Source organism: Mycobacterium sp. 1245499.0 (assembly GCF_001673615.1).
GTDB classification, from domain to species: domain Bacteria; phylum Actinomycetota; class Actinomycetes; order Mycobacteriales; family Mycobacteriaceae; genus Mycobacterium; species Mycobacterium europaeum_A.
Map to the genome: position 1 here is coordinate 43,437 of NZ_LZMG01000156.1, position 20,148 is coordinate 63,584.

Consider the following 20,148-nt stretch of genomic DNA (forward strand, 5'->3'; position numbering starts at 1 on the left):
GGACCCGCTTGACGCCTGGCTAGGCTGACTACCAGTTCGGCATAAGGAGCGGCTGGTGATCACGTTGGACCGCTTGGTGAACGTGCTGGGTGGTTATAGGGTCCGCTTGCGGTGGTCGTCGGTGCCCAGGTCGACCGAACTGCGCAGCGTGGTGATCCACGAAGCCGCGCCGGATCGTGTGGTGGTAGGCGATGTATTGCTGGCCATCGGCGCCGGCTCCGTTCGCGAAGCGGTGCGGTGGGCGGCTTCGGCGCGCGCCGTCGTGGTGTTGGTACGCGACGGTGAGCCGATCGCGCTCGACAGAGAGGCGTTCGACAGCGAGGCCGAGGTCGGCGCCGTCCTGGTGGTTGACGAGGCGGTCACCTGGAGCGAGGTGAGTGCGGTCGTCTACGGTCTCGTGTTGGAGGGCCGCGAGACCGAATCCGGTCGTGGCCCAACGGATTTGTTCGCGCTGGCCGATAGCCTGGCGGATGCTGTCGGCAGTTCAGTCGTCATTCACGACGCGCTGTTGCGGGTGTTGGCGTATTCGAAACAACAGCAGCACGCTGACCCGGCGCGGGTGCAGACCATCCTGGAACGACAGACGCCCGAGCAGCTGCGCGAATCGTTCGATGCGCGGGGCGTATTCGCACACCTGGGGGCCTCCGACGAACCGCTGTTCGTCCCCGAGGATCCCGAACACGGTTTGATCGGGCGTGAAGTGGTGGCGGTGCGCTCCGCGGGAGAGCTGATCGGGTCGGTATGGGTGGCGTGTTCGGCGCCTCTCGACGAAGCGGCGCGCACCGCCTTGGCCGCGGGTGCGCACACCGTAGCCCTGCATCTTCTCCGGTCCCGCGCGAGCGCGGATTTGGAACGTCAAGTCGAATCCGAACTCGTGCTTCGACTGCTGGAGGGCACTGCTGATGCAGCCATGGTGGCGAGCAGGCTGGGTCTGCCGCACGATGGCCTGAGAGTCATTGCGCTGCAGGCGTTCATCGGCGATGAACGCGATGCCGCTTTGTTGTTGTCGTTCGAGCGTGCTACCACCGGATTCGGCTGGTCACGGCCGGGGCGCAGCGCTTTGGCGGGCAAAATCGTGTACACGCTACTGCCCGCCGAGCAAGCGGCGACGGCGCGGCGCTGGGTAACCGGTCTGCGGGCGGCCCTGCCCGAACAGGTGACCGTGTTGGCCGGTGTAAGTGGCGCGGCTGAGGTGACAGACCTTGCCGCTGCACGCCAGGAAGCCGAGGAATGTCTTGCGCTGCATGAGATATCACCCGGGGCCGCGCCTCCGGTCTATGACGAGTCATGGGCTGACATCCTGCTGCAGCGGTTGCGCGCCGCAGCGCGCTCAGGCCGTTCCCCATCCCGTGGGCCGGTGGCCGAGCTGGGCCGTCATGACCGTGCCCACGGGACCGACTACGTCGCCACGCTGCGAGCATGGCTGGAGGCCCAGGGCGACCCGGCCGAGGCCGGAGAACAGCTCGGAGTGCACGAAAACACCGTGCGTTACCGGCTGCGCAAGATGGCCGAGATCACCACTTTGCCGTTAGACGATGCCAGAAAGCGGCTGGCGATGATGATCGAACTCGCGGCTCTCGACACCGATTGACCACGCGCTGTCGAAACCCGACAAAGCGGGTCGGCGACATTGTCCGGCTGCGGCAAAGCTTGCGGCGAACATCCGCACCATCATGAAGGTTGCCCAGTCAGTGGCCAGGCTTGACTCACGATTGGTTTCCGCCCGCATTGCGCGACCTCAAGCCTGGGTCGAACCCTCCGATAGGAAATGCGATGTCCACCCCAGAGCCCGATCATCAACGGATGGCCAACCGCCGACCAGACGATGACGCCGCGATGGAAACATTCACCCTGCCTGTGCCCCGAAGGCTGTTGGCGCGACTGTTTGGTCGTAACCCGCTGATACGCAAGACAGACCGAGTGGAGGCACTGATTCTGGTACTAGCCGTTGCGATGTCGTTGATCGCCGTACCCATCGGTGCCGCCGTGGGCACGGTGGTCCATGATTCTCGAAGCCGTCTCTATGCCGAGCAGGTCCAAACTCGCCGCCCGGTGACCGCGACTGTCACCGGTGAGAGTCAGCGTCGCAACCTTGACAGCCCGACAGTGACGGTTCCCGCTCGATGGTTCGCCGCCGGGACCGAACGCACCGGCGACGTTACCGCGCCGCTGAAAGCCAAAACCGGGGACGAGATCGAGATCTGGGTCGACGACCGGGGCCTTCCGGTGGCAAGACCGCTAAACGCCGCCCGCAACGACGCGCTGGTCTTTGCAGTAGCGACCTGGTGGGGGGTGAGCCTCTTGGCAGTCGCCCTGTTCGCCCGCGCGCGCATCACCCTTGACCGACTCCGCTACGCCCGATGGCAGCAGAGCTTCGACCGCCTGGTCGAACGACGATAAGCAGCGCGCCCCACTCTATCTCCGACCCAGCCCCGCGGGGGTTGAGTTTTGGTATTTAGCAGCGCGCTCCCCTGTGGTGTGTTGGGACGCTACCAGCCACAGCGTTGTCGGGGCCTGACAATGCCGCGCACCGCGGTTGTCGGTGTCCGGCAAGCACCCTCGTACCGATGCAGGCACCATGGAATTAGAGCGCTACACGAAAAACTTTGAACCGCATCAAAATCTCGCCCCACCACGGGCCTCCGAGTCGTCAGTGGCGGCTGCCCACTTCGGCCCGCCCCTGACGACGCTCCCCTACAAACGAAGGGACACCGCTGAAATGACCAGCTCCGAACCCATCTGGATGACACGACAGCAATACACCCGTCTGCGGAACAGACTCAACGCGTTGCGCTCGGGGCTCATCGTTGAAACTCCCGACGACATAATGGACTTCGACGCGAATCGCGCAGCGCGACAACGACGCATCCGCGAGATTCAAAAGCTGTTGTCCAAGGCGGTCGTTGACGAGAATCCCGCCGGTGACTCCATGGCCGAACCCGGCATGGTTCTGACGATCCGTTACGACGTCACCGGCGAGACCGAGACTTTTCTGCTCGGCAGACGCGGCAGCGAGGGCGCCAATATCAAGGTCTACTCGATGGCGTCGCCCTTGGGCCGCGCGATAGCCGGCGCGCGTCCCGGCGACCAGCGCATCTACTCAATTCCCGATGAGACGGGGCGACTGGTGACGCTACTCAAGGCCGTGCCCTATGACATGTATCTGGCGGAAGGTAGCCGCGGAAAACCAACCGCATCAACGACGTTCGCATCACAAAGGGCACCGGCCCGGACTCGCACTACGGCATAACGAGAACGACAAATATGATTAGCACGCAACGTATCCCGCCAGGCGTCGCGATCGCATGATGCCCGGATGTGTTGAACTACGGCCGGTTACACCAATTCCTGTCATCTCGCCCATCCAGGGATGATCACATGATCTTCGAAGTGATCGACCCGGTCGCAATCATGTTTCTGTTGCTGGCGGGTTTGGGTCTAATCATGGCCGTCGCGTACGGACGCATGTAAGTCGCCGCCTTAAGCCGCCCCCACTGAGTTGTCGTTCTCGCCGTCTTCTCCCTCGCTCAGCAATTCCTCCGGGTGATGGAACGTGTTGGTCCGCGGTTGCCGCCGATCGAGATGCGGCGGGGGTATCCATTCGGTGTCGCCGTTCGCCCGTTTTCGGGTGGTCCAGCCCTTCTCGAGAAGCCGGTGGTGCGGTCCGCAGGCCAAGGTGAGTTGGTCGATGTCGGTGCGGTATGTCTTGGCCCAATCTTCGACGTGGTGCACTTCGCAGTAATAACCGGGCACGTCGCAGCCGGGATGGGAACACCCTCGATCCTTGGCGTACAGCACGATTCGCTGGCCGGGTGATGCCAGTCGCTTGGTGTGATACAGCGCCCGCGCCTTGCCCTTGTCGAAGATCGCCAGGTAATGGTGGGCGTGGCGGGCCAGGCGGATCACATCCGACATCGGCAGCAGGGTGCCGCCGCCCGTCAAGCCCGTTCCGGCGGCGGCTTCGAGTTCCCTGAGCGTGGTGGTCACGACGATGCTGGCCGGTAATCCGTTGTGCTGACCCAACTCTCCGCTGGCCAGCGCAGCTCGCAACGCCGCGTTGAGCCCGTCGTGATTGCGCTGACCGGGGGTGCGGGGGTCATGCCGCACCGCCTCTTCTGGCGGGGCGCCGTCCACTATCGGCGTGTCGTCGTCGGGATTGCACATGCCCGGCGCGGCCAGCTTGGCCAGCACCGCCTCCCAGCTGGCTCTGGCTTCCGGCGTCAGCCATCCACTCAGGCGCGACATGCCGTCGGGTTGCTGATTGCCGAGTACGAGCCCGCGCATTCGTGCTCGATCCTCGTCGGTGTAGTTGCCGTCGGGATTGAGGCAGTCCATCAGGCGGCGGGCGAGCTTGGCGAGCTGATCGGGCCGGAATTCGCGCGCCTGGGCTGCCAGCTGCCGCTCGGCGTGCTCACGCGTTTCGATGTCGACGGACTCGGCCAGCTGGTGGAAAAGCCGACGGATCACCGCCACGTGGTCTTGCCCGATCGCCCCGTCGCGCTGCGCCGCCGCAGTGGCCGGCAACAACGGAGCCAACGGCTCACCCGTCAGCGCCCGGCGCGGGCCCAGATCGGCGGCCTCAGCGATCCGGTGGCCGGCCTCGGCGCGGGTGATGTGCAGCCGATCGGCCAACACCCAGGACAGCTTGCCGCCAAACTCCGTTGAATCCCCTTGCTCACCAAGCTGATTGATGAGCTGATGACTTGGCGTTCGAAGCTTGCGTGTTACGCGTTCGAGTGTCTCCAAGATTCCGAGGCGTTCCGGGTTGGTCAAAGCCTCGTAGGAATGCTCCTGAAAGCGAGCGGCCGCAGCGCACAATGCCTCAACGTCGTCCTGAAGCTGCTCGCGGTTGGTCAAAGTCATGGGCGCGTCCCACCCAGCCGTGCGAAGGGGCTTCGCAGCTCATATATGAGGGCATCCAGCCGGCCGATAAAACACGCGTATCTCTCCAGCACGTCAACCAGCTCGGCAGGCGTCAGAGCCTCCCAGGAAAGCGCCTGGAAGCGCGAGACGGCCGCGCTCAACGCGTCAACGTCGGCCTGAATCTTTTCCCATGCACTCGAACACATGTTCGAATGCTACGACAGCCCACCGACAAAACGCGCCGCCGAGAAACCACCGGGACGATGTGGCGAACGTGATTTGAGATGCCGGGCGGCCGGAGCGTGCCTCGCGCCGGAGCCCTACCAGCGCCGGGAACCTTCCCGCGCGGAACGCCGTTGGCCGTTAAGGCCCGCCCCTACTTCTGTTCGTAGGTTGCGTGGATGACCGCTCGCGCGATGGCGTGCTGGAACAGATTGAACCCGAGGAAGGCTGGGCTGGCGTCCTCGGGCAGATCCAGCTTCTCGGTGTCCACGGCGTGCACGGCGATGTAGTACCGGTGCGGGCCATGGCCCGCCGGCGGCGCGGCCCCGATGTAGCGGCGCTGCCCGGCGTCGTTCACCAGCGTCAGCGCATCGCCGGGCAGGTTGCTGCCGTCGCCGGCGCCCGCGGGCAGCTCGGTGACGTCGGCCGGCAGGTTGGCCACCGCCCAGTGCCAGAACCCGGAGGCCGTCGGGGCGTCGGGGTCGTAGACCGTGACAGCGAAGCTGCGGGTCTCGTCCGGGAAGCCCGACCAGCTCAGCTGGGGGCTGACGTCTTCGCCGCCCGCGCCCATGATTCCGCTGACTTGCGGCTTGGCCAGCGGTTGGCCGTCGGTGACCGACTGGGAGGTCAGCCTGAAGGTCGGCAGCTTGGGCAACGATGCGTACGGGTCAGGAGCAGTGCTCATGGCGGTCCTCTCGTGTGATCGGCTTGCGTCTGATCTAGCAGTGGGTCAGGAAGTGGGCCAGCACGTCGGTGCCGAACCGCAGCGCATCGATGGGTACCCGCTCATCCACGCCGTGGAACAACGCCGTGAAATCCAAGTCCGGCGGCAACCGCAGCGGGCTGAAGCCGAAACAACGAATACCCAAGCGCGCAAACGACTTTGCATCGGTGCCGCCGGAAAGCATATACGGCACGGTACGGGCGCCCGGGTCGAACGCCAGCACGGCGGCGTTCATGGCATCGACGAGGTCGCCGTCAAAGCTGGTCTCATAGGACGACAGATCCTGGATCCACTCGCGCGTCACGTCCGGTCCCAGCAGCTCGTCGACCTCGGCCAAGAACGCCTCCCTGCGGCCCGGCAATATCCGGCAGTCCACCACCGCCTCCGCGACGGCCGGTACGACGTTGGCCTTGTACCCCGCCTTGAGCATGGTGGGGTTCACGGTGTCGTGCAGCACGGCCTTGAGCATGCGGGCCATCGGGCCCAGCTTGTCGATCGCCCCGCGCAGGTCCCCCGATTCGGTGTCGAAGGTGAGGCCGGTCTCCTCGCTGACCGCGGCGAGAAACTGCGCGACGGCGTCGTTCAGCACGAGCGGAAACTGGTGGCGGCCCAGGCGGGCAACGGCCTCGGCGACGGCGGTGACGGCGTTCTGGTCGTGCACCATCGACCCGTGTCCGGCCGGCCCCCGGGCGGTCAGCTTCATCCAGGACAGCCCCTTTTCGGCCGTCTCGATCAGATAGAGCCGACGTTCGCCCCCGTCCTTGCGCGGCACCGTCAGCGAGAAGCCGCCCACCTCACCGATCGCCTCGGTGATGCCGGTGAAGAGCTCGGGGCGATTGTCGACCAGCCACTGCGCGCCGAAGGTCCCGCCGTGTTCTTCGTCGGCGATGAACGCGAAGACCAGGTCGCGCGGCGGCACGATGCCCGCCCGCTTCAAGTGGCGGGCCACCACGATCATCATGCCGACCATGTCCTTCATGTCGACCGCGCCGCGACCCCAGACGAAGCCGTCTTTGACCGCGCCGGAGAACGGGTGCACGCTCCATTCGGTCGGCTCGGCCGGCACCACGTCCAGATGCCCGTGAATCAGCAGGGCGCCACGCGAGGAGTCCGCCCCCGGCAGCCGGGCGAACACGTTGCCGCGGCCCGGGGCGCCGGATTCGACGTAGTGCGGCGCGTAGCCGACCTCGGCGAGCTGCTCGGCCACCCACTGCGCGCAGTCGGCCTCTCCCTTGGTCGTCTCCGGTTCGCCGGTGTTGGTGGTGTCGAACCGGATCAACTTGCTGACAACCTCGACCACGTCGTCGCTCGGGTTGGTTGGCCCCTCGGTCGCCCCGCTCTGAATGGTCACAACCACCTTTCCTACCATTGCCGAGGCCGGACGGCTCGATGCCGATCGTCGACACGTCTCGAGGAGCTGGATTGGGTTCGCGGCCCGCGATCCGATAGCCTTAGCTGCCAACCCATGCTGGTTTGGCCTTGTCCGAGTGGCGGAATGGCAGACGCGCTAGCTTGAGGTGCTAGTGCCCTACTAATGGGCGTGGGGGTTCAAGTCCCCCCTCGGACACGCGACTGAGGCGAGCGAAATGGACGCTTGCGTTCATTTCCGAGGATGGAGTGTGTTGAGCCGCGCAGCGGCGCGCACACGCGACTGAGCCGAGTGAAATGGATGCTCGCATTCATTCCTGAGCCGATGGAGTGTGCTGAGCCGCGAAGCGGCGATCACGCCCGTACCTGGTCACGCCGCCTGGGTGGCGCGGTCTCATCTCGCGCATCCTCCCCATTGCGACCGCACGTAGCCTGGAAGCAGGCCCAGTAGCCGGGAGTGTGAACGCATGAACCGATCGAGTGGCTTTGTCCGGCGGACATCGCCGAAGACGTTCGTCGACCGACGCGAGGCCGGACGCGCGCTGGGACTGCAGCTGGCGGCCTATCGCGGCCGCGGTGACGTGCTGGTATTCGGTCTGGCGCGTGGCGGCGTGCCGGTGGCCTTGGAGATCGCCGCGGCCCTCGGTGCTCCGCTCGACGTCTTTCTGGTCCGCAAGCTCGGGGTACCGCAGTGGTCGGAGCTGGCGATGGGCGCCTTGGCCAGCGGTGGCGGCGTGGTGATGAACGACGATGTGGTGGCCAGCCTGCACATCACCGACGAGCAGGTCCGCGAGGTGATCGACAGCGAGGCCGCCGAGCTGCTGCGGCGCGAACACGCCTACCGGGGCGGTCGCCCGATGGCCGACCTGCGCGACAGGATCGTCGTCCTGGTCGACGACGGAATCGCAACGGGCGCAAGCATGCTCGCCGCCGTGCGCGCCATCCGGGCCGCCGGGCCGAAATCGATCGTGATCGCCGTGCCGGTGGGTCCGGAGTCGACCTGCCGCGACCTCGCGCGGGAGGCCGATGACGTGGTGTGCCTGACGATGCCGCCCGGATTCGAAGCGGTCGGACAGGTCTACGACGACTTCCACCAGATCAGCGACGACGAGGTGCGCGAGCTGCTGGGCACGGCTACCGACTGAGCGCCGAGCCGTCGAGGCAAAGAATTACTTGGCGGGCTCGTCGCCGTGGCCCTCGGCCGGGACCCTGGACTCCTCGGTCGGCGCGGTCTCCCCCGTCGCCGGTTCGCCCTCGCCCGGGACCTCCTCGGGGTAGTCGACGTAGCCCTCCTCGTCGACCTGCGCCTCGTCGGCGTCCTGGGCTTCGTCGCCGCCCAGGTCGCGCCGCTGGCGTTCCCGCAGCGCGTCGAGGATCAACAACACCACGCCCACCACGCTAGCGGCGATGCAGACCCAGGCCACCAGCTCGTTGCTGGTGACGACCGCGAACACCAACGCGACGAGCCCGATCAGGGCCAATACCAGCGCAATGATGAGCATCAGTCATCCTCCAAGCGACGAGCGGGACCGCGGTTTCATGACCTAGTGTGCCAACCCCGAAGCTCGGCGAGCGACCGGCACGCCCGAACGGCTAGTTGTTCCCCCGGTTGAACTGGTCGAAGCTGCCCGCGTCGGCGCTGGAGTCCACGGGCGCCGCGGATCCGCGCTGGCCGAGTTCTTCCAGCTGGGACTCCAGGTAGGTCTTGAGCCGGGTCCGGTACTCGCGTTCGAACGTGCGCAGCTGCTCGAGGCGGCCTTCCAGGACGGTGCGCTGCTGGTTGATGGTGCCCATGATCTCGGAATGCTTGCGTTCGGCGTCGGCCTGCAGGGCGTCGGCCTTCTCCTGGGCCTGCCGCAACTGGGTCTCCGAACGGGTCTGCGCGTCGGCGAGCATCGCGTCGGCGCGCTGCCGGGCCTCGGTGACGGTGGTCTCCGCGGTGCTGCGCGCCTCGCTGAGAATCTGGTCGGCATTGGCGCGGGCGTCGGCCAGCATCTTCTCCGACTCGGCCTTGGCGGTCGTGGTCAGGCGGTCGGCGGTGTCCTGCGCCAGCGTCAGCACCCGAGCGGCCTTCATGGCCTGTTCCTCGTTGTTGGCCGCGGCGGCCGGGGCTGCGGCCGGCGCCGGCTTGACCGGTTCCGGTTCGGGGACCGGCTCGCGCACAGGAATGGCCTGGGTGGGGGCGGCGGCCGCGGCCGGAGTGGCCGAGCCACCGCCGGAGGCCAGCTCGTGGTCCAGCTCCTCGATTCGTTGGCGCAGATCGCTGTTCTCTTCGATGAGCCGCGTCAGCTCGGCTTCCACCAGATCGAGGAAGGCATCCACCTCGTCTTCGTTGTAGCCCCGCTTGCCGATCGGTGGCTTACTGAACGCCACATTGTGGACGTCGGCTGGTGTAAGCGGCATTGTTTCGTCCCCTCAAGTTCCTTCTCGAACGTTCTGGAAAGTGTAGAACGCAGTGGTAGCCGTAGTGCAACTGCCGTCCATCCTGTCACACCAGGCGCGACCGTTGCTGATTAGCCCAATAAATAAGGACCAATTTCAAACATTGAGGGCAATAAAATCCGAAACCTTAGAAATTTTAAATCGGGGGAACCAAACCGACGCTAAAACGTGTCCGAACCGTCTCCGGGGCGGAATGCGTTAGCTCCGACGGACCGCCCGGCGGGCCTCCGGGCGGCCTATGCGGCGGCGCCGAAGGCCAGTTGCATGCCGATGAACGCGACGAGCAACAGCACCATGATCGACAGGTCGAAGCGGACCGCTCCGATGGTGAGTTGCGGGATGAGCCGGCGCAGCAATTTCACCGGCGGATCGGTGATCGACAGGATGATCTCGAGCACCACGACGGTGATGCCGGTGGGATGCCAATCCCGGCTGAACGAGCGGATGAACTCGACGACGACCCGAGCGATGAGCAGCAGCCAGAAGATGAACAGCGCAAACCCGAGGATCTGAAAGAACAACACCAACTGAAGTGCCCCGACCTTACCCATGAGATGACAAGCGATGCTCAGCGATGGCCAAGCGCCGCGGACCAGCGCGGCGCCTGCCAGCCTACCGACTCCGAGTAAGAGCCCCTATCTCACGTCACCCTTGCGGTGACTCGGGTGACCGAGCCGCCGCTGCGGATCGGGGCGGCGGAAGCGCCTATTGGTAAGCGTAGAAACCGGTTTCGGCGATCCGGCGGCGCTCCTCCGGAGACACGTCGACGTCGGCGGGCGACAGCAGGAACACCTTGGTGGCGACCTTGTCGAACGAGCCGCGCAAGGCGAAGGCCAAGCCGGCCGCGAAGTCGACGAGCCGCTTGGCGTCGGCGTTGTCCATCGACACCAGGTCCATGATCACCGGGGTGCCGTCGCGGAAACGCTCGCCGATGGTGCGGGCCTCGCTGTAGTCCTTGGGCCGCAGCGTGGTGATCTTCGACAGCGGGTGGCCCTCTTCGAACATCATCGCCATCCGGCGCGGGTCCATCGCCAGCGCGCCGCGGGTGGAGTTGCGCAACCACGACCCGAAGCGCGGGCCGCCGCCGCGCTCGGCGCGGTCGAACTCGCGGGGGTGGACGGCGCCGTAGCGCGGCTCGTCCCCGTAGCCGCCGCGGTAGCCGGCGGGCGGCGGGTAGTCGGCGGGTTCGCGGCGCGGATCGTCGTAGTCGTCTTGCTCGTAGCGACCGTATCCGTCGTCAAATCGCGGGCGCGGGAAACCACGGGACGGCGCGTGGTCGTCGTAATACTCGTCCTCGTAGTCGTCCATTGGGGCCATACCGAAATAGGCCTTGACTTTGTGCAGTGTGCTCATTGCGTTGACCCTTCTAGCCCCTGGGAGTACTGGTGTTAGTGATAAAGCTGTTACTGCAGTGACTACTTACGGTGACGGTAACCGCCGCGGGCCCATTAGCGCGGTACCGACACGCACACACGTCGAACCGTGTTTGACGGCGATTTCGAAGTCGTTCGACATGCCGGCGGACAGCCCGACGGCGTTGCGGTGGGATTCGAGAACCCGTCGATGCTCGGATCGGAGCCGGTCAAAGGCCTCTTCGGGGTCCGAGTCCAGCGGCGGAATCCCCATCAGCCCCACCAGGTCCAGGTTCTTGGACTCCTCGACCTGGTCGCACACCTGATCGACGGCTCCCGGCCGGGATATGTCGACGCCACCGCGAGACTCGTCGCCGTCGAGGCTGACTTGGACATAGATCCGCATCGGGTCGGTGCGACGGCCGTCGGAAAGCGCCGCGGCCACCCCCTTGTCCAGCGCGGTCACCAGGTGAGCGCTGTCGACGGAGTGAGCGGTGTGCGCCCAGCGCGCCACCGACCGTGCCTTATTCCGCTGGATGTGACCGACCATGTGCCAGCTTGGATTTCCCACGCCCGCCCGCGCGGACGCCGCCAGCAGCCGGGTGACTTCGGCCACTTTCGCCGTCGCCTCCTGGTCCCGCGATTCACCAACGGCACGACAACCCAATCGGGACAAAGTCACAACGTCGGTTGCTGGAAAGTATTTGGTAATCGGCAGAACTTCGATTTCGCCGACGTTGCGGCCCGCCGCTTCCGCTGCGGCGGCCAGGCGCGAGCGCACCGACGCCAACGCGTGGGTCAATTCCGATTCGCGGTCGCTTCGACTATTCGGGGCCGCCATCGCAATCACTCCATCCAGACCAGTGAGGCCAGCCGCCCGGTCGGCGCGTCCCGGCGGTGACTGAACAAGGCCGGGTCGTCCACCGTGCAGCGCGGATCGATGTCGATGGCCGTCACGCCTAAATTCCTTAGCTGCCAAGCGATTCCGGCACGCAGATCCAGCCCGGGCGTGCCCGCCCCGGTGGTGGTCCGGCTGCCCGGCAACGCCGCCTCGACCTCGTCGGCCATCGCCGCGGGCACTTCGTAATTGCGGCCGCTGACCGCCGGACCCAGGAGCGCCGAAATGTCTTCGGGCCGCGCGCCGAGCTCCACCATCGTCTCCAGCGTGCGGGCCACCACCCCGCGCTGGGCGCCGACCCGACCGGCGTGCACCGCCGCGGCCACACCGGCACGCGCGTCGGCCAGCAACACCGGAACGCAATCGGCGGTCACCACCGCCAGCGCGAGACGCGCGGTGCGGGTCACCAACGCGTCCGTGTCGTCGACCGCGGTGTCGCGCGCCCCGTCGACCACCTCGACCCGATCGCCGTGGACCTGGTTCATCCACACCACCCGAGCGCCGCGCAGCCCGATGGCCGCGGCCAGCCGGGCGCGGTTGTCGGCCACCGCCGCGGGGTCGTCCCCGACGTGGTCGCCGAGGTTGAAGCTGTCGAAGGGCGGCTTCGAGACACCACCGGCGCGGGTGGTGGTCACCCGTCGAATGCGAACGCTCACGTGACCAGTATCGGAGATGCCCTGTCTAACAGGCGGCCCCGACCGTCGCGGCCGGGGATCCAGGGTCACCGGCATATCTCAGCGACGCATGAAGGGCGGCACGTCGACATCGTCGTCATCGCCGCCGATATTCAAGGTCGAGCCGTTGGTGTGAACCGGCACGCTGACCGCGTCGACCGGTTCGAACAACGTCGAGGTGAGCTTGCCCGCCTTTGCCGACTCGATCCGGTGCGCACCACCCTTTTCCTCCCTGTCGGCGCTGCCGCCGATGACGGGTTTGCGGCCGGCGCCGGCGGCATCGAAGCCCGCGGCGATGACGGTGACGCGCACCTCGTCGCCCAGCGAGTCGTCGATCACGGTGCCGAAGATGATGTTGGCGTCCTGGTGGGCGGCGTCCTGCACCAGCGAGGCCGCCTCGTTGATCTCGAACAGCCCCAGGTCGCTGCCGCCGGCAATCGACATCAGCACGCCGTGCGCGCCCTCCATCGAGGCTTCCAGCAGCGGCGAGTTGATGGCGATCTCGGCGGCCTTGAGCGAGCGGCCCTCGCCGCGGGCGGAGCCGATACCCATCAGGGCCGTGCCCGCGCCGGACATGATGCCCTTGACGTCGGCGAAGTCCACGTTGATCAGGCCCGGGGTGGTGATCAGGTCGGTGATGCCCTGCACACCGTTGAGCAGCACCTCGTCGGCGCTGCGGAAGGCGTCCATCAGCGAGACCGCGGCGTCGCCCATCTGCAGCAGCCGGTCGTTGGGGATCACGATCAGCGTGTCGCAGCTCTCGCGCAGCGCCGAGATGCCGCTCTCGGCCTGGTTGCCGCGCCGCTTGCCCTCGAACGAGAACGGGCGGGTGACCACGCCGACGGTCAGCGCGCCCAGCTTGCGCGCGATGCTGGCGACGACGGGCGCGCCGCCGGTGCCGGTCCCGCCGCCCTCGCCGGCGGTGACGAACACCATGTCCGCGCCGCGCAGCAGCTCCTCGATCTCGTCCTTGGCGTCCTCGGCGGCCTTGCGGCCGACCTCCGGGTCCGCCCCGGCGCCCAGGCCACGCGTGGATTCGCGCCCGACGTCGAGTTTGACGTCGGCATCACTCATCAACAGCGCCTGCGCGTCGGTGTTGATGGCGATGAACTCCACGCCTTTGAGGCCTTGTTCGATCATCCGGTTGACGGCGTTGACGCCGCCGCCACCGATACCCACGACCTTGATCACGGCCAGGTAGTTGTGCGGGGGGGTCATCATTCGTCTTCCTCCCTGATGGGCTTGGCTCAGCTCTCCCGGCGGTGGGCTCCTCCGGACGTCGCGGCCCCTCCCTGGCAAACCCTCAACCTCAACCATAGAGTTAGAGTTATGTCAAGTAGTGGCGCGCAACCAGAACGGTATGGGTAGGGCGCGCCCTAACCCCGCAGGCGCGCCGACACGCGCCCCGCAAATTTTGGGCAATTTTGGTGCGTCGCGGCGGCGTGAGCGCTGCTCGACGGCGGATCGGGGGCGGACGACGTGACGAAGATCGCTACTTGACCGTCGGCAGATCCGGGCTGGACACGTCGTAGGTCTTGCCGGGCTGCGTCAACAGCGCGGCCAGCTTCTCGGCCTTCTCGTCGGTGCGGTCGGTAGTGCCCCAGATCACCACCCGGCCGTCGCCGAGGGTCAGGGTGATCGAGGCGACCGAGGGCGCCGCGATCCGGCCGACCTGGCCTCCGACCTCGGGCCGCAGCGCGGTCAGCACCTGCAGGGCGGCCTTGGTGGCCGGGTCGTTCGGACCCGGGTCGGCGACGTCGAGGTACGGCAGGGCCGGGGGCGGCGGGCCGGTCGCGAAGTCCACGCCGTCGCGGTCGAACAGATGCGGGCCGTCGGGAAAGTCCTTTACCGCCACCGGAACTCGCTCCACGATGGTGATCCGCAGCGCCGACGGGTACTGGCGCTGCACCCGCGCGCTGGCCACCCGCCGGATCGCCGCCACCCGGTCGGCCACCTGGCTGGTGTTGATCTGCAGCAGCGGCGTTCCGGGCCGCACGTGCGCCGCCTCCAGGACCTCTTCCCGGGTGACCACCCCGGTGCCGACGACCACGATGTTGCGGGCCGACATCGCCGGCGTGAAGTAGAGGATCAAGGCCAGCCCGATGCCGACGACCACCAGCAGGATGGTCGCCAGCAGCATCTTCAGGCCCCGAACGACCCCGCGCGCAACGGGTTTGGGCTCGGTGACCAGCCGCCCGCTGGCCCGGCGCTTGGCCTCGCGGCGCGCCTCTTCGATGGCGGTGGCGCGGGCCTGCGCGGCGCGGCGTTCGGCGCGTTCCCGGCGGGCACGCCGGCGTGGCCCCTCGACCTCGGCCTGATCGGGCTGGGGGCCGGCGTCACCCCGCTCCGCGCCTGTACCGGTGACGAGCGGTTCGGTGACCGCGATGTCGTCGGCGCCGGACGGCTGACCGGCGGCCCGTGCCCCGGCCACGTCGGTCGGGACCGGGTCGTCCGGCTCCGTCATCGCAACGCCCCGGGGGCGCCGCGGTTGGCCCGCACCCGCAACGCCGTCACGATCTCGGGCCCGAGCAGGGTCACGTCGCCGGCTCCCATGGTCACGATGACGTCGCCGGGCGCGGCGACCGCGGCCACCTGCTCGGCGGCCGCGGAGAAGTGCGGCAGGTAGCGCACCGGCACGCTGACATGCTCGGCGACACTGGCGCCGCTGACACCGGCCAGCGGCTGTTCGCGCGCGCCGTAGACGTCGAGAACGAACACCTGGTCCGCCGCGTCCAGCGCCCGCCCGAACTCTTCGGCGAAAGCCTTTGTCCGCGAATACAAATGGGGTTGGAACACCGCGATACTGCGGCCGTCACCGCTTTGCTCGAGCAGGGTGCGGACCGCCGCCAGCGTGGCGACGATCTCGGTGGGGTGGTGGGCGTAGTCGTCGAACACCCGCACCGAGGCCGCGCTGCCCACCAGTTCGAACCGGCGTCGCACGCCCTCGAAGCCGGCTAGGCCGTCCAGCACGGCGTCGGCCGGGGCGCCGATCTCGAGCGCCGCCAGCAGCGCACCCATCGCGTTGAGCGCCATGTGGCGGCCGGGCACCGACAACCGCATCACCCGCGGGTGCTGCTCCGGGTCGAGTTCGGGGGCCAGCCGGATCTGCGCGACGGCCTCGGTGCCCTGCTGCTGCCACGAGAGCAACGTCGCGGCCAGCTCCTCGCCCGGGCGCGATGACCCGTCCTGCGACACCGATCCGTACCGCAGCACCCGGATGCCCAGCTCGGCCGTGCGTCTGGCCAGCGCCTGTGCCCCCGGATCGTCGACGCACACCACCAGCGCGCCGCCGGGGGCCAGTCGCTCCACGAAGGCGTCGAACACGGCGACATAGGCGTCGGCGCTGCCGTAGAAGTCCAGGTGGTCGGTCTCGATGTTGGTGACGACGGCGACGTAGGGCGTGTACTCGAGCAGCGAGCCATCGCTTTCGTCGGCCTCGGCGACGAAACAGTCGCCGCTGCCGTGGTGGGCGTTGGTGCCGGCCTCCCCCATCTCGCCGCCGACCGCGAAGGACGGATCGCGTCCGCAGTGCTGCAGCGCCACGATGAGCATCGACGTCGTCGTCGTCTTGCCGTGCGTGCCGGTGACCATCAGCGTGGTGCGCCCATCCATCAGCTTGGCCAGCACGGCCGGCCGCAGGATCACCGGGATGCCGCGCCGGCGGGCCTCGACCAGCTCCGGGTTGGTCTTCGGGATGGCGGCGTGGGTGGTGATGACGGCGGTGACGCCGCCGGGCAACAGGTCCAGTGCGGCGGCGTCATGCCCGATGTTGATCTGCGCGCCGCGGGCGCGCAGCGCGTGGATGCCGCGTGACTCCTTGGCGTCCGAACCGGATACCAGCCCGCCGCGGTCGAGCAAAATGCGCGCGATGCCCGACATGCCGGCTCCCCCGATGCCGACCATGTGCACGCGCTGCAGCTCGGGCGGCAGCTGCGGGGTGTTCACCGGGTTCTCCCGGCCCACCGGCCACTCTGGCGGCCGAGCTGCGCCTTCCTGGCGATGTCCAGCGCCGCCTGGGCCACCCGCCGGGCCGCGTCGGGGTGTCCGACCAGCGCGGCGGCGGTGGTCATGGCCGCCAGTCGCGGCGGGTCGCCTAGGAGCCCCGCCACCTCGCGGGCCACCAGCTCGGGCGTCAGGTCGGCGTCCGCGACGATCATGCCACCACCGGCGTTGACCACCGGCAGCGCGTTGAGCCGCTGCTCGCCGTTGCCGATGGGCAGGGGCACGTAGATGGCCGGCAGGCCGACCGCCGACACCTCGGCGACCGTCATCGCACCGGATCGGCAGATCACCAGGTCAGCGGCCGAATAGGCCAGGTCCATCCGGTCCAGGTAGGGCACCGCCACGTAGGGCGGGTCACCGGGGTCGGGTTCGCGCAACTCCAGCGTGTTCTTGGGGCCGTGCGCATGGAGGACCGCCACGCCGGCGGCGGCGAGCTCGGCGGCCGCGCCCGAAACGGCCCGGTTCAGCGAGGCCGCGCCCTGCGAGCCGCCGAACACCAGCAGCACCCGGGCGTCGTCGGCGAAGCCGAAGTGCCTGCGCGCCTGCGCACGCAGCGCCGCGCGGTCCAGCGAGGTGATGGCCTCGCGCACCGGCACCCCGACCACCTCGGCGCGCGGCAGGCCGCAATCGGCCACCGCGGACAGCACCCGCTCGGCGCTGCGGGCGCCGACCCGGTTGGCCAGCCCGGCGCTGGCATTGGCCTCGTGGATCACCACCGGGATCCGCGGCGTGCGCGGCGAGACACCGCGGGCGGCGAGATAGGCCGGCAGGGCCACGTATCCCCCGAAGCCGATGATCACGTCGGCGTCGACCGCCCTGAGCACGGCGCGGGTCTCGCGAACGGCCCGCCACACCCGCGAGGGCAGCCGCGCCAGGTCGCCGCTGGGCTTGCGCGGCAGCGGCACCGGCGTGATTAGCTCGAGGTCATAGCCGCGCTCGGGCACCAGCCTGGTTTCCAGCCCGCGCGCGGTGCCCAGCGCGGTGATGCGGACGTGCGGATCGAGCGCGCTCAGCGCGTCCGCGACGGCCATCGCCGGCTCGACGTGACCGGCGGTTCCCCCACCGGCCAGCACGACCGACAGGGGCTTTTCGGGCGTAAAAGAGGGCAACGCGGCACCGGCGGGCAAGGGGTTTGCCCCCCGCCCGCCGGTCGGCTTGTTGACCGTGTCGTTCACCCGTAACGCTGACCTTCCAGTGCGCGTGCGCGTCGTGGCTGACGCTGGCCGGCCGCCTGGCTGACGCGGCGCTGGCCAGATCCATGATGCCTGGCCCGCGATCGGGCGGTACCTCCAGTCTGGCGAGCCGGCCGGCCGGCCGTTCGCGGCAGCGCCGGCCGCTGCGGACCCTCTACCTTCGGGGAGGCCTTGCGGGCGGGCTTGCGGCCGGGCGCCCCGGCGGCCTTGCGTGGGGCTTCGCCCGATTGCGAGGCGGCCTTCGGGCGGGCCCGCTTGCGGTCGCGGAACGCCTCCAGGCGCGTCGGCGAGTAGGGCTCGGGCAGCGGCAGCCGCAGGATCCGGTTCACCTTGTCGTCGCGGCCGGCCCGCAGGGCGGCCACCGCTTCCGGCTCGTGACGGGCAGCGTTGGCCATGATGCCGATCATGAAAAGTGTTGCCGCGGTGGACGTTCCACCAGCGGAAATGAGTGGCAGCTGAATGCCGGTCACCGGCAGGATGCCGATGACGTAGCCGATGTTGATGAACGCCTGGCCCAGCACCCACATCGTCGTGGTGGCCGTCAGCAACCGCAGGAACGGATCGGCCGAGCGGCGCGCGATCCGCATCCCGGTGTAGGCGAACAGCCCGAACAGCACCAGCAGCGCGAAGGCGCCGATGAAGCCGAGCTCCTCGCCGATGATCGCGAAGATGAAGTCGTTGTGCGCGTTGGGCAGGTAGTTCCACTTGGCCACGCCCTGGCCCAGGCCGTCGCCGAAGATGCCGCCGTGCGCGAGCGCGAACTTCGCCTGCCGGGCCTGGTAGCCGGTGTCCTGCGGGTCGTTCTCCGGGTTGATCCAGGACCGCACCCGGTCCGACCGGTAGCCGGCCGACATGGCCAGGATCGCGCCGGCCACGAACACGGCCAGCAACGAGGTGACGAACACGCGCAGCGGCAGGCCGGCGTACCACAACAGGGCCAGCAGGATGATGCCCAGCGACACCGTCTGCCCGAGGTCGGGCTGCGCCACGATCAGCGCGAGCGCGATCACCGCCGCCGGCACCAGGGGGATCAGCAATTCCCGCAGGGTCGCCCGCTCCAGGCGGCGGGCGGCCAGCATGTGGGCGCCCCAGATGGCGAAGGCGATCTTGGCCAGCTCGGAGGGCTGCATCGAGAAACCCGCGACCACGAACCATTTACGAGATCCGTTGGCCAGGTTGCCGATACCGGGAACGAGCACCAGCACCAGCAGGATGACGGTGACGACGTAACCGGTGAATGCGACCCGCCGGATGAACCGCACCGACATCCGCAGGGAGGCGTAGCAGGCGATGAGCCCGACCACGGTCCACAACACCTGCTTGCCGAAGATCACCCAGGCCGACCCGTCGGCGTCGTAGGACCGCACGCCCGACGCCGAGAGCACCATGATCAGCCCGAGCGTCGTCAGTAGCCCCGCCACGGCGATGATCAGGTGAAACGAGGTCATGGGCCGGCCCAGCCAGGCGCCGAACCTGCCGTGCGCACCGCCGTCTTTGGCGGGCTTGTCCTTCGTCTGCGGCGCGCCGGCCTTCCTGTCGGCCTTCCTGTCGGCCTTCTTGTCGGTCTCGGCTGCCGGGGCGTCGGCGGCATCGGCGTCGGCATCGTCGGCCGCACCGGCCTCGGCCGCGGCCGTCTCGGTGGTGTCTTTACCCCGGCGCAGCCGCCGGGTCAGGGCGTTATCCACGCCCGCCCTACCGGAGCGCCGCATGCACGGCGGCGGCGAAGGCGTCGCCACGGTCGGCGTAACCCGCGAATTGGTCGAACGATGCGCCCGCCGGAGCCAGCAGGACGGTGTCACCGGGCTTCGCTACGGTACGAGCCGCGGCGACCGCCGCGTTCATGACCGCCGTGCCCACGTTGTCCCCGGAATGTTGCTTGTCGCCGAATTGTTTCACTTCTGTCACATCTGCCCCAAAAACCACAGCAGTCGCATCCATATCAGCATCCTCGCCTGTCACAACGTGCAGGACGGGGACATCCGGCGCGTGTCGCGATAACGCCTCTGCAACCAATTGCCGATCTCGGCCGATGAGCACCGCCGCGACCAGCCGCGACGCCATCCTGGAGACCTCGGCGTCGACCGACGCGCCCTTGAGCAGGCCGCCGGCGATCCACACGACCCGGGGGTAGGCGAGCACGGACGCCTCGGCGGCGTGCGGGTTGGTGGCCTTGGAGTCGTCGACGTAGGTGATTCCGTCGGCGACGGCCACGACCTCGGCCCGGTGCCGGGGCCGGTCGGGGTGCTCGACGCGCTGGCCGCCGCGGCGCTGGCGCGCAGCGTCGACGTGCCGGCCGAGGCGATCGCGGCCGCGATCGCCGCGTTCCGGGTGGGCCGGCACCGGGCCGAGGTCGTGGCCGTCGCCGACGGAATCACCTACGTCGACGACTCCAAGGCCACCAACCTCCCCC

The 20,148-nt window shown here is 68.2% G+C and carries 18 protein-coding genes, 1 tRNA gene and 1 pseudogene; 5 read left to right on the forward strand and 15 right to left on the reverse strand.

Annotation, left to right across the window (positions count from 1 at the left end; all coding sequences use genetic code 11):
• Positions 1-55: 55 nt before the first annotated feature.
• The 3 genes from A5646_RS08235 to A5646_RS08245 all read left to right on the forward strand — a co-directional run bounded on the left by A5646_RS08235 (position 56) and on the right by A5646_RS08245 (position 3,250).
• Positions 56-1,591 carry a CdaR family transcriptional regulator gene (locus A5646_RS08235; RefSeq protein WP_067021162.1) on the forward strand — a complete coding sequence of 512 codons (1,536 nt, stop codon included), beginning with the start codon at positions 56-58 and terminating at the stop codon, positions 1,589-1,591.
• A gap of 182 nt (positions 1,592-1,773) precedes the next feature.
• Positions 1,774-2,400, forward strand: a complete 627-nt coding sequence (locus tag A5646_RS08240; protein WP_067021166.1) for a hypothetical protein — start codon at positions 1,774-1,776, stop codon at positions 2,398-2,400.
• 319 nt (positions 2,401-2,719) lie between these two features.
• Entirely contained in the window at positions 2,720-3,250 is a 531-nt protein-coding gene (locus A5646_RS08245) for a GreA/GreB family elongation factor (RefSeq protein WP_067021169.1), read from the forward strand.
• Positions 3,251-3,480: 230 nt separating this feature from the next.
• Here the strand turns inward: A5646_RS08245 and A5646_RS08250 are convergent, their stop codons facing one another.
• The 3 genes from A5646_RS08250 to A5646_RS08265 form a co-directional block, all read right to left on the reverse strand.
• A complete protein-coding gene (locus tag A5646_RS08250) occupies positions 3,481-4,863 on the reverse strand; it encodes an HNH endonuclease signature motif containing protein (protein WP_067021172.1) in 1,383 nt (460 codons plus the stop codon).
• A gap of 376 nt (positions 4,864-5,239) precedes the next feature.
• Complete coding sequence (locus A5646_RS08260) at positions 5,240-5,770, reverse strand: YbhB/YbcL family Raf kinase inhibitor-like protein (protein WP_067021178.1); 531 nt, start codon at positions 5,768-5,770, stop codon at positions 5,240-5,242.
• Between the two features lie 34 nt (positions 5,771-5,804).
• Complete coding sequence (locus A5646_RS08265; protein WP_369806919.1) at positions 5,805-7,178, reverse strand: M20/M25/M40 family metallo-hydrolase; 1,374 nt, start codon at positions 7,176-7,178, stop codon at positions 5,805-5,807.
• A gap of 112 nt (positions 7,179-7,290) precedes the next feature.
• Here A5646_RS08265 and A5646_RS08270 point away from each other — a divergent pair.
• Together A5646_RS08270 and A5646_RS08275 are read left to right on the forward strand one after the other, a co-directional pair.
• Positions 7,291-7,376, forward strand: a tRNA-Leu gene (locus A5646_RS08270).
• A 268-nt stretch (positions 7,377-7,644) separates the two neighbouring features.
• Positions 7,645-8,322: pseudogene (locus A5646_RS08275) on the forward strand (phosphoribosyltransferase); the annotation flags it as partial.
• Positions 8,323-8,346: 24 nt separating this feature from the next.
• Here the strand turns inward: A5646_RS08275 and A5646_RS08280 are convergent.
• The 12 genes from A5646_RS08280 to A5646_RS08335 all read right to left on the reverse strand — a co-directional run.
• Complete coding sequence (locus tag A5646_RS08280) at positions 8,347-8,679, reverse strand: phage holin family protein (protein WP_066873498.1); 333 nt, start codon at positions 8,677-8,679, stop codon at positions 8,347-8,349.
• Between the two features lie 91 nt (positions 8,680-8,770).
• Positions 8,771-9,580, reverse strand: a complete 810-nt coding sequence (locus tag A5646_RS08285) for a DivIVA domain-containing protein (RefSeq protein ID WP_067021184.1) — start codon at positions 9,578-9,580, stop codon at positions 8,771-8,773.
• Positions 9,581-9,855: 275 nt separating this feature from the next.
• Positions 9,856-10,146, reverse strand: coding sequence for a YggT family protein (locus tag A5646_RS08290; RefSeq protein WP_007770770.1), 291 nt, complete (start codon positions 10,144-10,146; stop codon positions 9,856-9,858).
• A gap of 178 nt (positions 10,147-10,324) precedes the next feature.
• Entirely contained in the window at positions 10,325-10,972 is a 648-nt protein-coding gene (locus A5646_RS08295) for a cell division protein SepF (protein ID WP_066873504.1), read from the reverse strand.
• Positions 10,973-11,038: 66 nt separating this feature from the next.
• On the reverse strand, positions 11,039-11,812 hold the full coding sequence (locus A5646_RS08300) for a YggS family pyridoxal phosphate-dependent enzyme (protein WP_066873525.1): 774 nt from the start codon (positions 11,810-11,812) through the stop codon (positions 11,039-11,041).
• 5 nt (positions 11,813-11,817) lie between these two features.
• Positions 11,818-12,525: a peptidoglycan editing factor PgeF gene (pgeF, locus tag A5646_RS08305; RefSeq protein WP_066875975.1), complete on the reverse strand. Its 708-nt coding sequence runs from the start codon at positions 12,523-12,525 to the stop codon at positions 11,818-11,820.
• A 78-nt stretch (positions 12,526-12,603) separates the two neighbouring features.
• On the reverse strand, positions 12,604-13,761 hold the full coding sequence (ftsZ, locus tag A5646_RS08310) for a cell division protein FtsZ (protein ID WP_067021187.1): 1,158 nt from the start codon (positions 13,759-13,761) through the stop codon (positions 12,604-12,606).
• A 274-nt stretch (positions 13,762-14,035) separates the two neighbouring features.
• Entirely contained in the window at positions 14,036-15,007 is a 972-nt protein-coding gene (locus A5646_RS08315) for a cell division protein FtsQ/DivIB (RefSeq protein WP_066875976.1), read from the reverse strand.
• Positions 15,004-16,488 (reverse strand): UDP-N-acetylmuramate--L-alanine ligase, encoded by a 1,485-nt coding sequence (gene murC, locus A5646_RS08320; protein ID WP_067021204.1) that lies wholly within the window; start codon positions 16,486-16,488, stop codon positions 15,004-15,006. Before murC ends, A5646_RS08315 begins: the two co-directional genes overlap by 4 nt.
• Positions 16,485-17,720, reverse strand: a complete 1,236-nt coding sequence (murG, locus tag A5646_RS08325) for an undecaprenyldiphospho-muramoylpentapeptide beta-N-acetylglucosaminyltransferase (RefSeq protein WP_067021189.1) — start codon at positions 17,718-17,720, stop codon at positions 16,485-16,487. Before murG ends, murC begins: the two co-directional genes overlap by 4 nt.
• Positions 17,717-19,423 (reverse strand): putative lipid II flippase FtsW, encoded by a 1,707-nt coding sequence (ftsW, locus tag A5646_RS08330; RefSeq protein ID WP_067021193.1) that lies wholly within the window; start codon positions 19,421-19,423, stop codon positions 17,717-17,719. Before ftsW ends, murG begins: the two co-directional genes overlap by 4 nt.
• A 7-nt stretch (positions 19,424-19,430) precedes the next feature.
• A partial coding sequence (locus A5646_RS08335; protein ID WP_369806920.1) for a glutamate ligase domain-containing protein occupies positions 19,431-20,148 on the reverse strand: 718 nt, incomplete at its 5' end.

What these genes read in the sequence shown, in the direction of transcription:
- A5646_RS08295 (WP_066873504.1), bottom strand. Translation starts at nt 10,972, where the DNA reads ATGAGCACACTGCACAAAGTCAAGGCCTATTTCGGTATGGCCCCAATG.
- A5646_RS08285 (WP_067021184.1), bottom strand. Translation starts at nt 9,580, where the DNA reads ATGCCGCTTACACCAGCCGACGTCCACAATGTGGCGTTCAGTAAGCCA.
- A5646_RS08260 (WP_067021178.1), bottom strand. Translation starts at nt 5,770, where the DNA reads ATGAGCACTGCTCCTGACCCGTACGCATCGTTGCCCAAGCTGCCGACC.
- A5646_RS08300 (WP_066873525.1), bottom strand. Translation starts at nt 11,812, where the DNA reads ATGGCGGCCCCGAATAGTCGAAGCGACCGCGAATCGGAATTGACCCAC.
- A5646_RS08245 (WP_067021169.1), top strand. Translation starts at nt 2,720, where the DNA reads ATGACCAGCTCCGAACCCATCTGGATGACACGACAGCAATACACCCGT.
- A5646_RS08265 (WP_369806919.1), bottom strand. Translation starts at nt 7,178, where the DNA reads ATGGTAGGAAAGGTGGTTGTGACCATTCAGAGCGGGGCGACCGAGGGG.
- A5646_RS08280 (WP_066873498.1), bottom strand. Translation starts at nt 8,679, where the DNA reads ATGCTCATCATTGCGCTGGTATTGGCCCTGATCGGGCTCGTCGCGTTG.
- A5646_RS08315 (WP_066875976.1), bottom strand. Translation starts at nt 15,007, where the DNA reads ATGACGGAGCCGGACGACCCGGTCCCGACCGACGTGGCCGGGGCACGG.
- A5646_RS08250 (WP_067021172.1), bottom strand. Translation starts at nt 4,863, where the DNA reads ATGACTTTGACCAACCGCGAGCAGCTTCAGGACGACGTTGAGGCATTG.
- ftsZ (WP_067021187.1), bottom strand. Translation starts at nt 13,761, where the DNA reads ATGACCCCCCCGCACAACTACCTGGCCGTGATCAAGGTCGTGGGTATC.
- A5646_RS08240 (WP_067021166.1), top strand. Translation starts at nt 1,774, where the DNA reads ATGTCCACCCCAGAGCCCGATCATCAACGGATGGCCAACCGCCGACCA.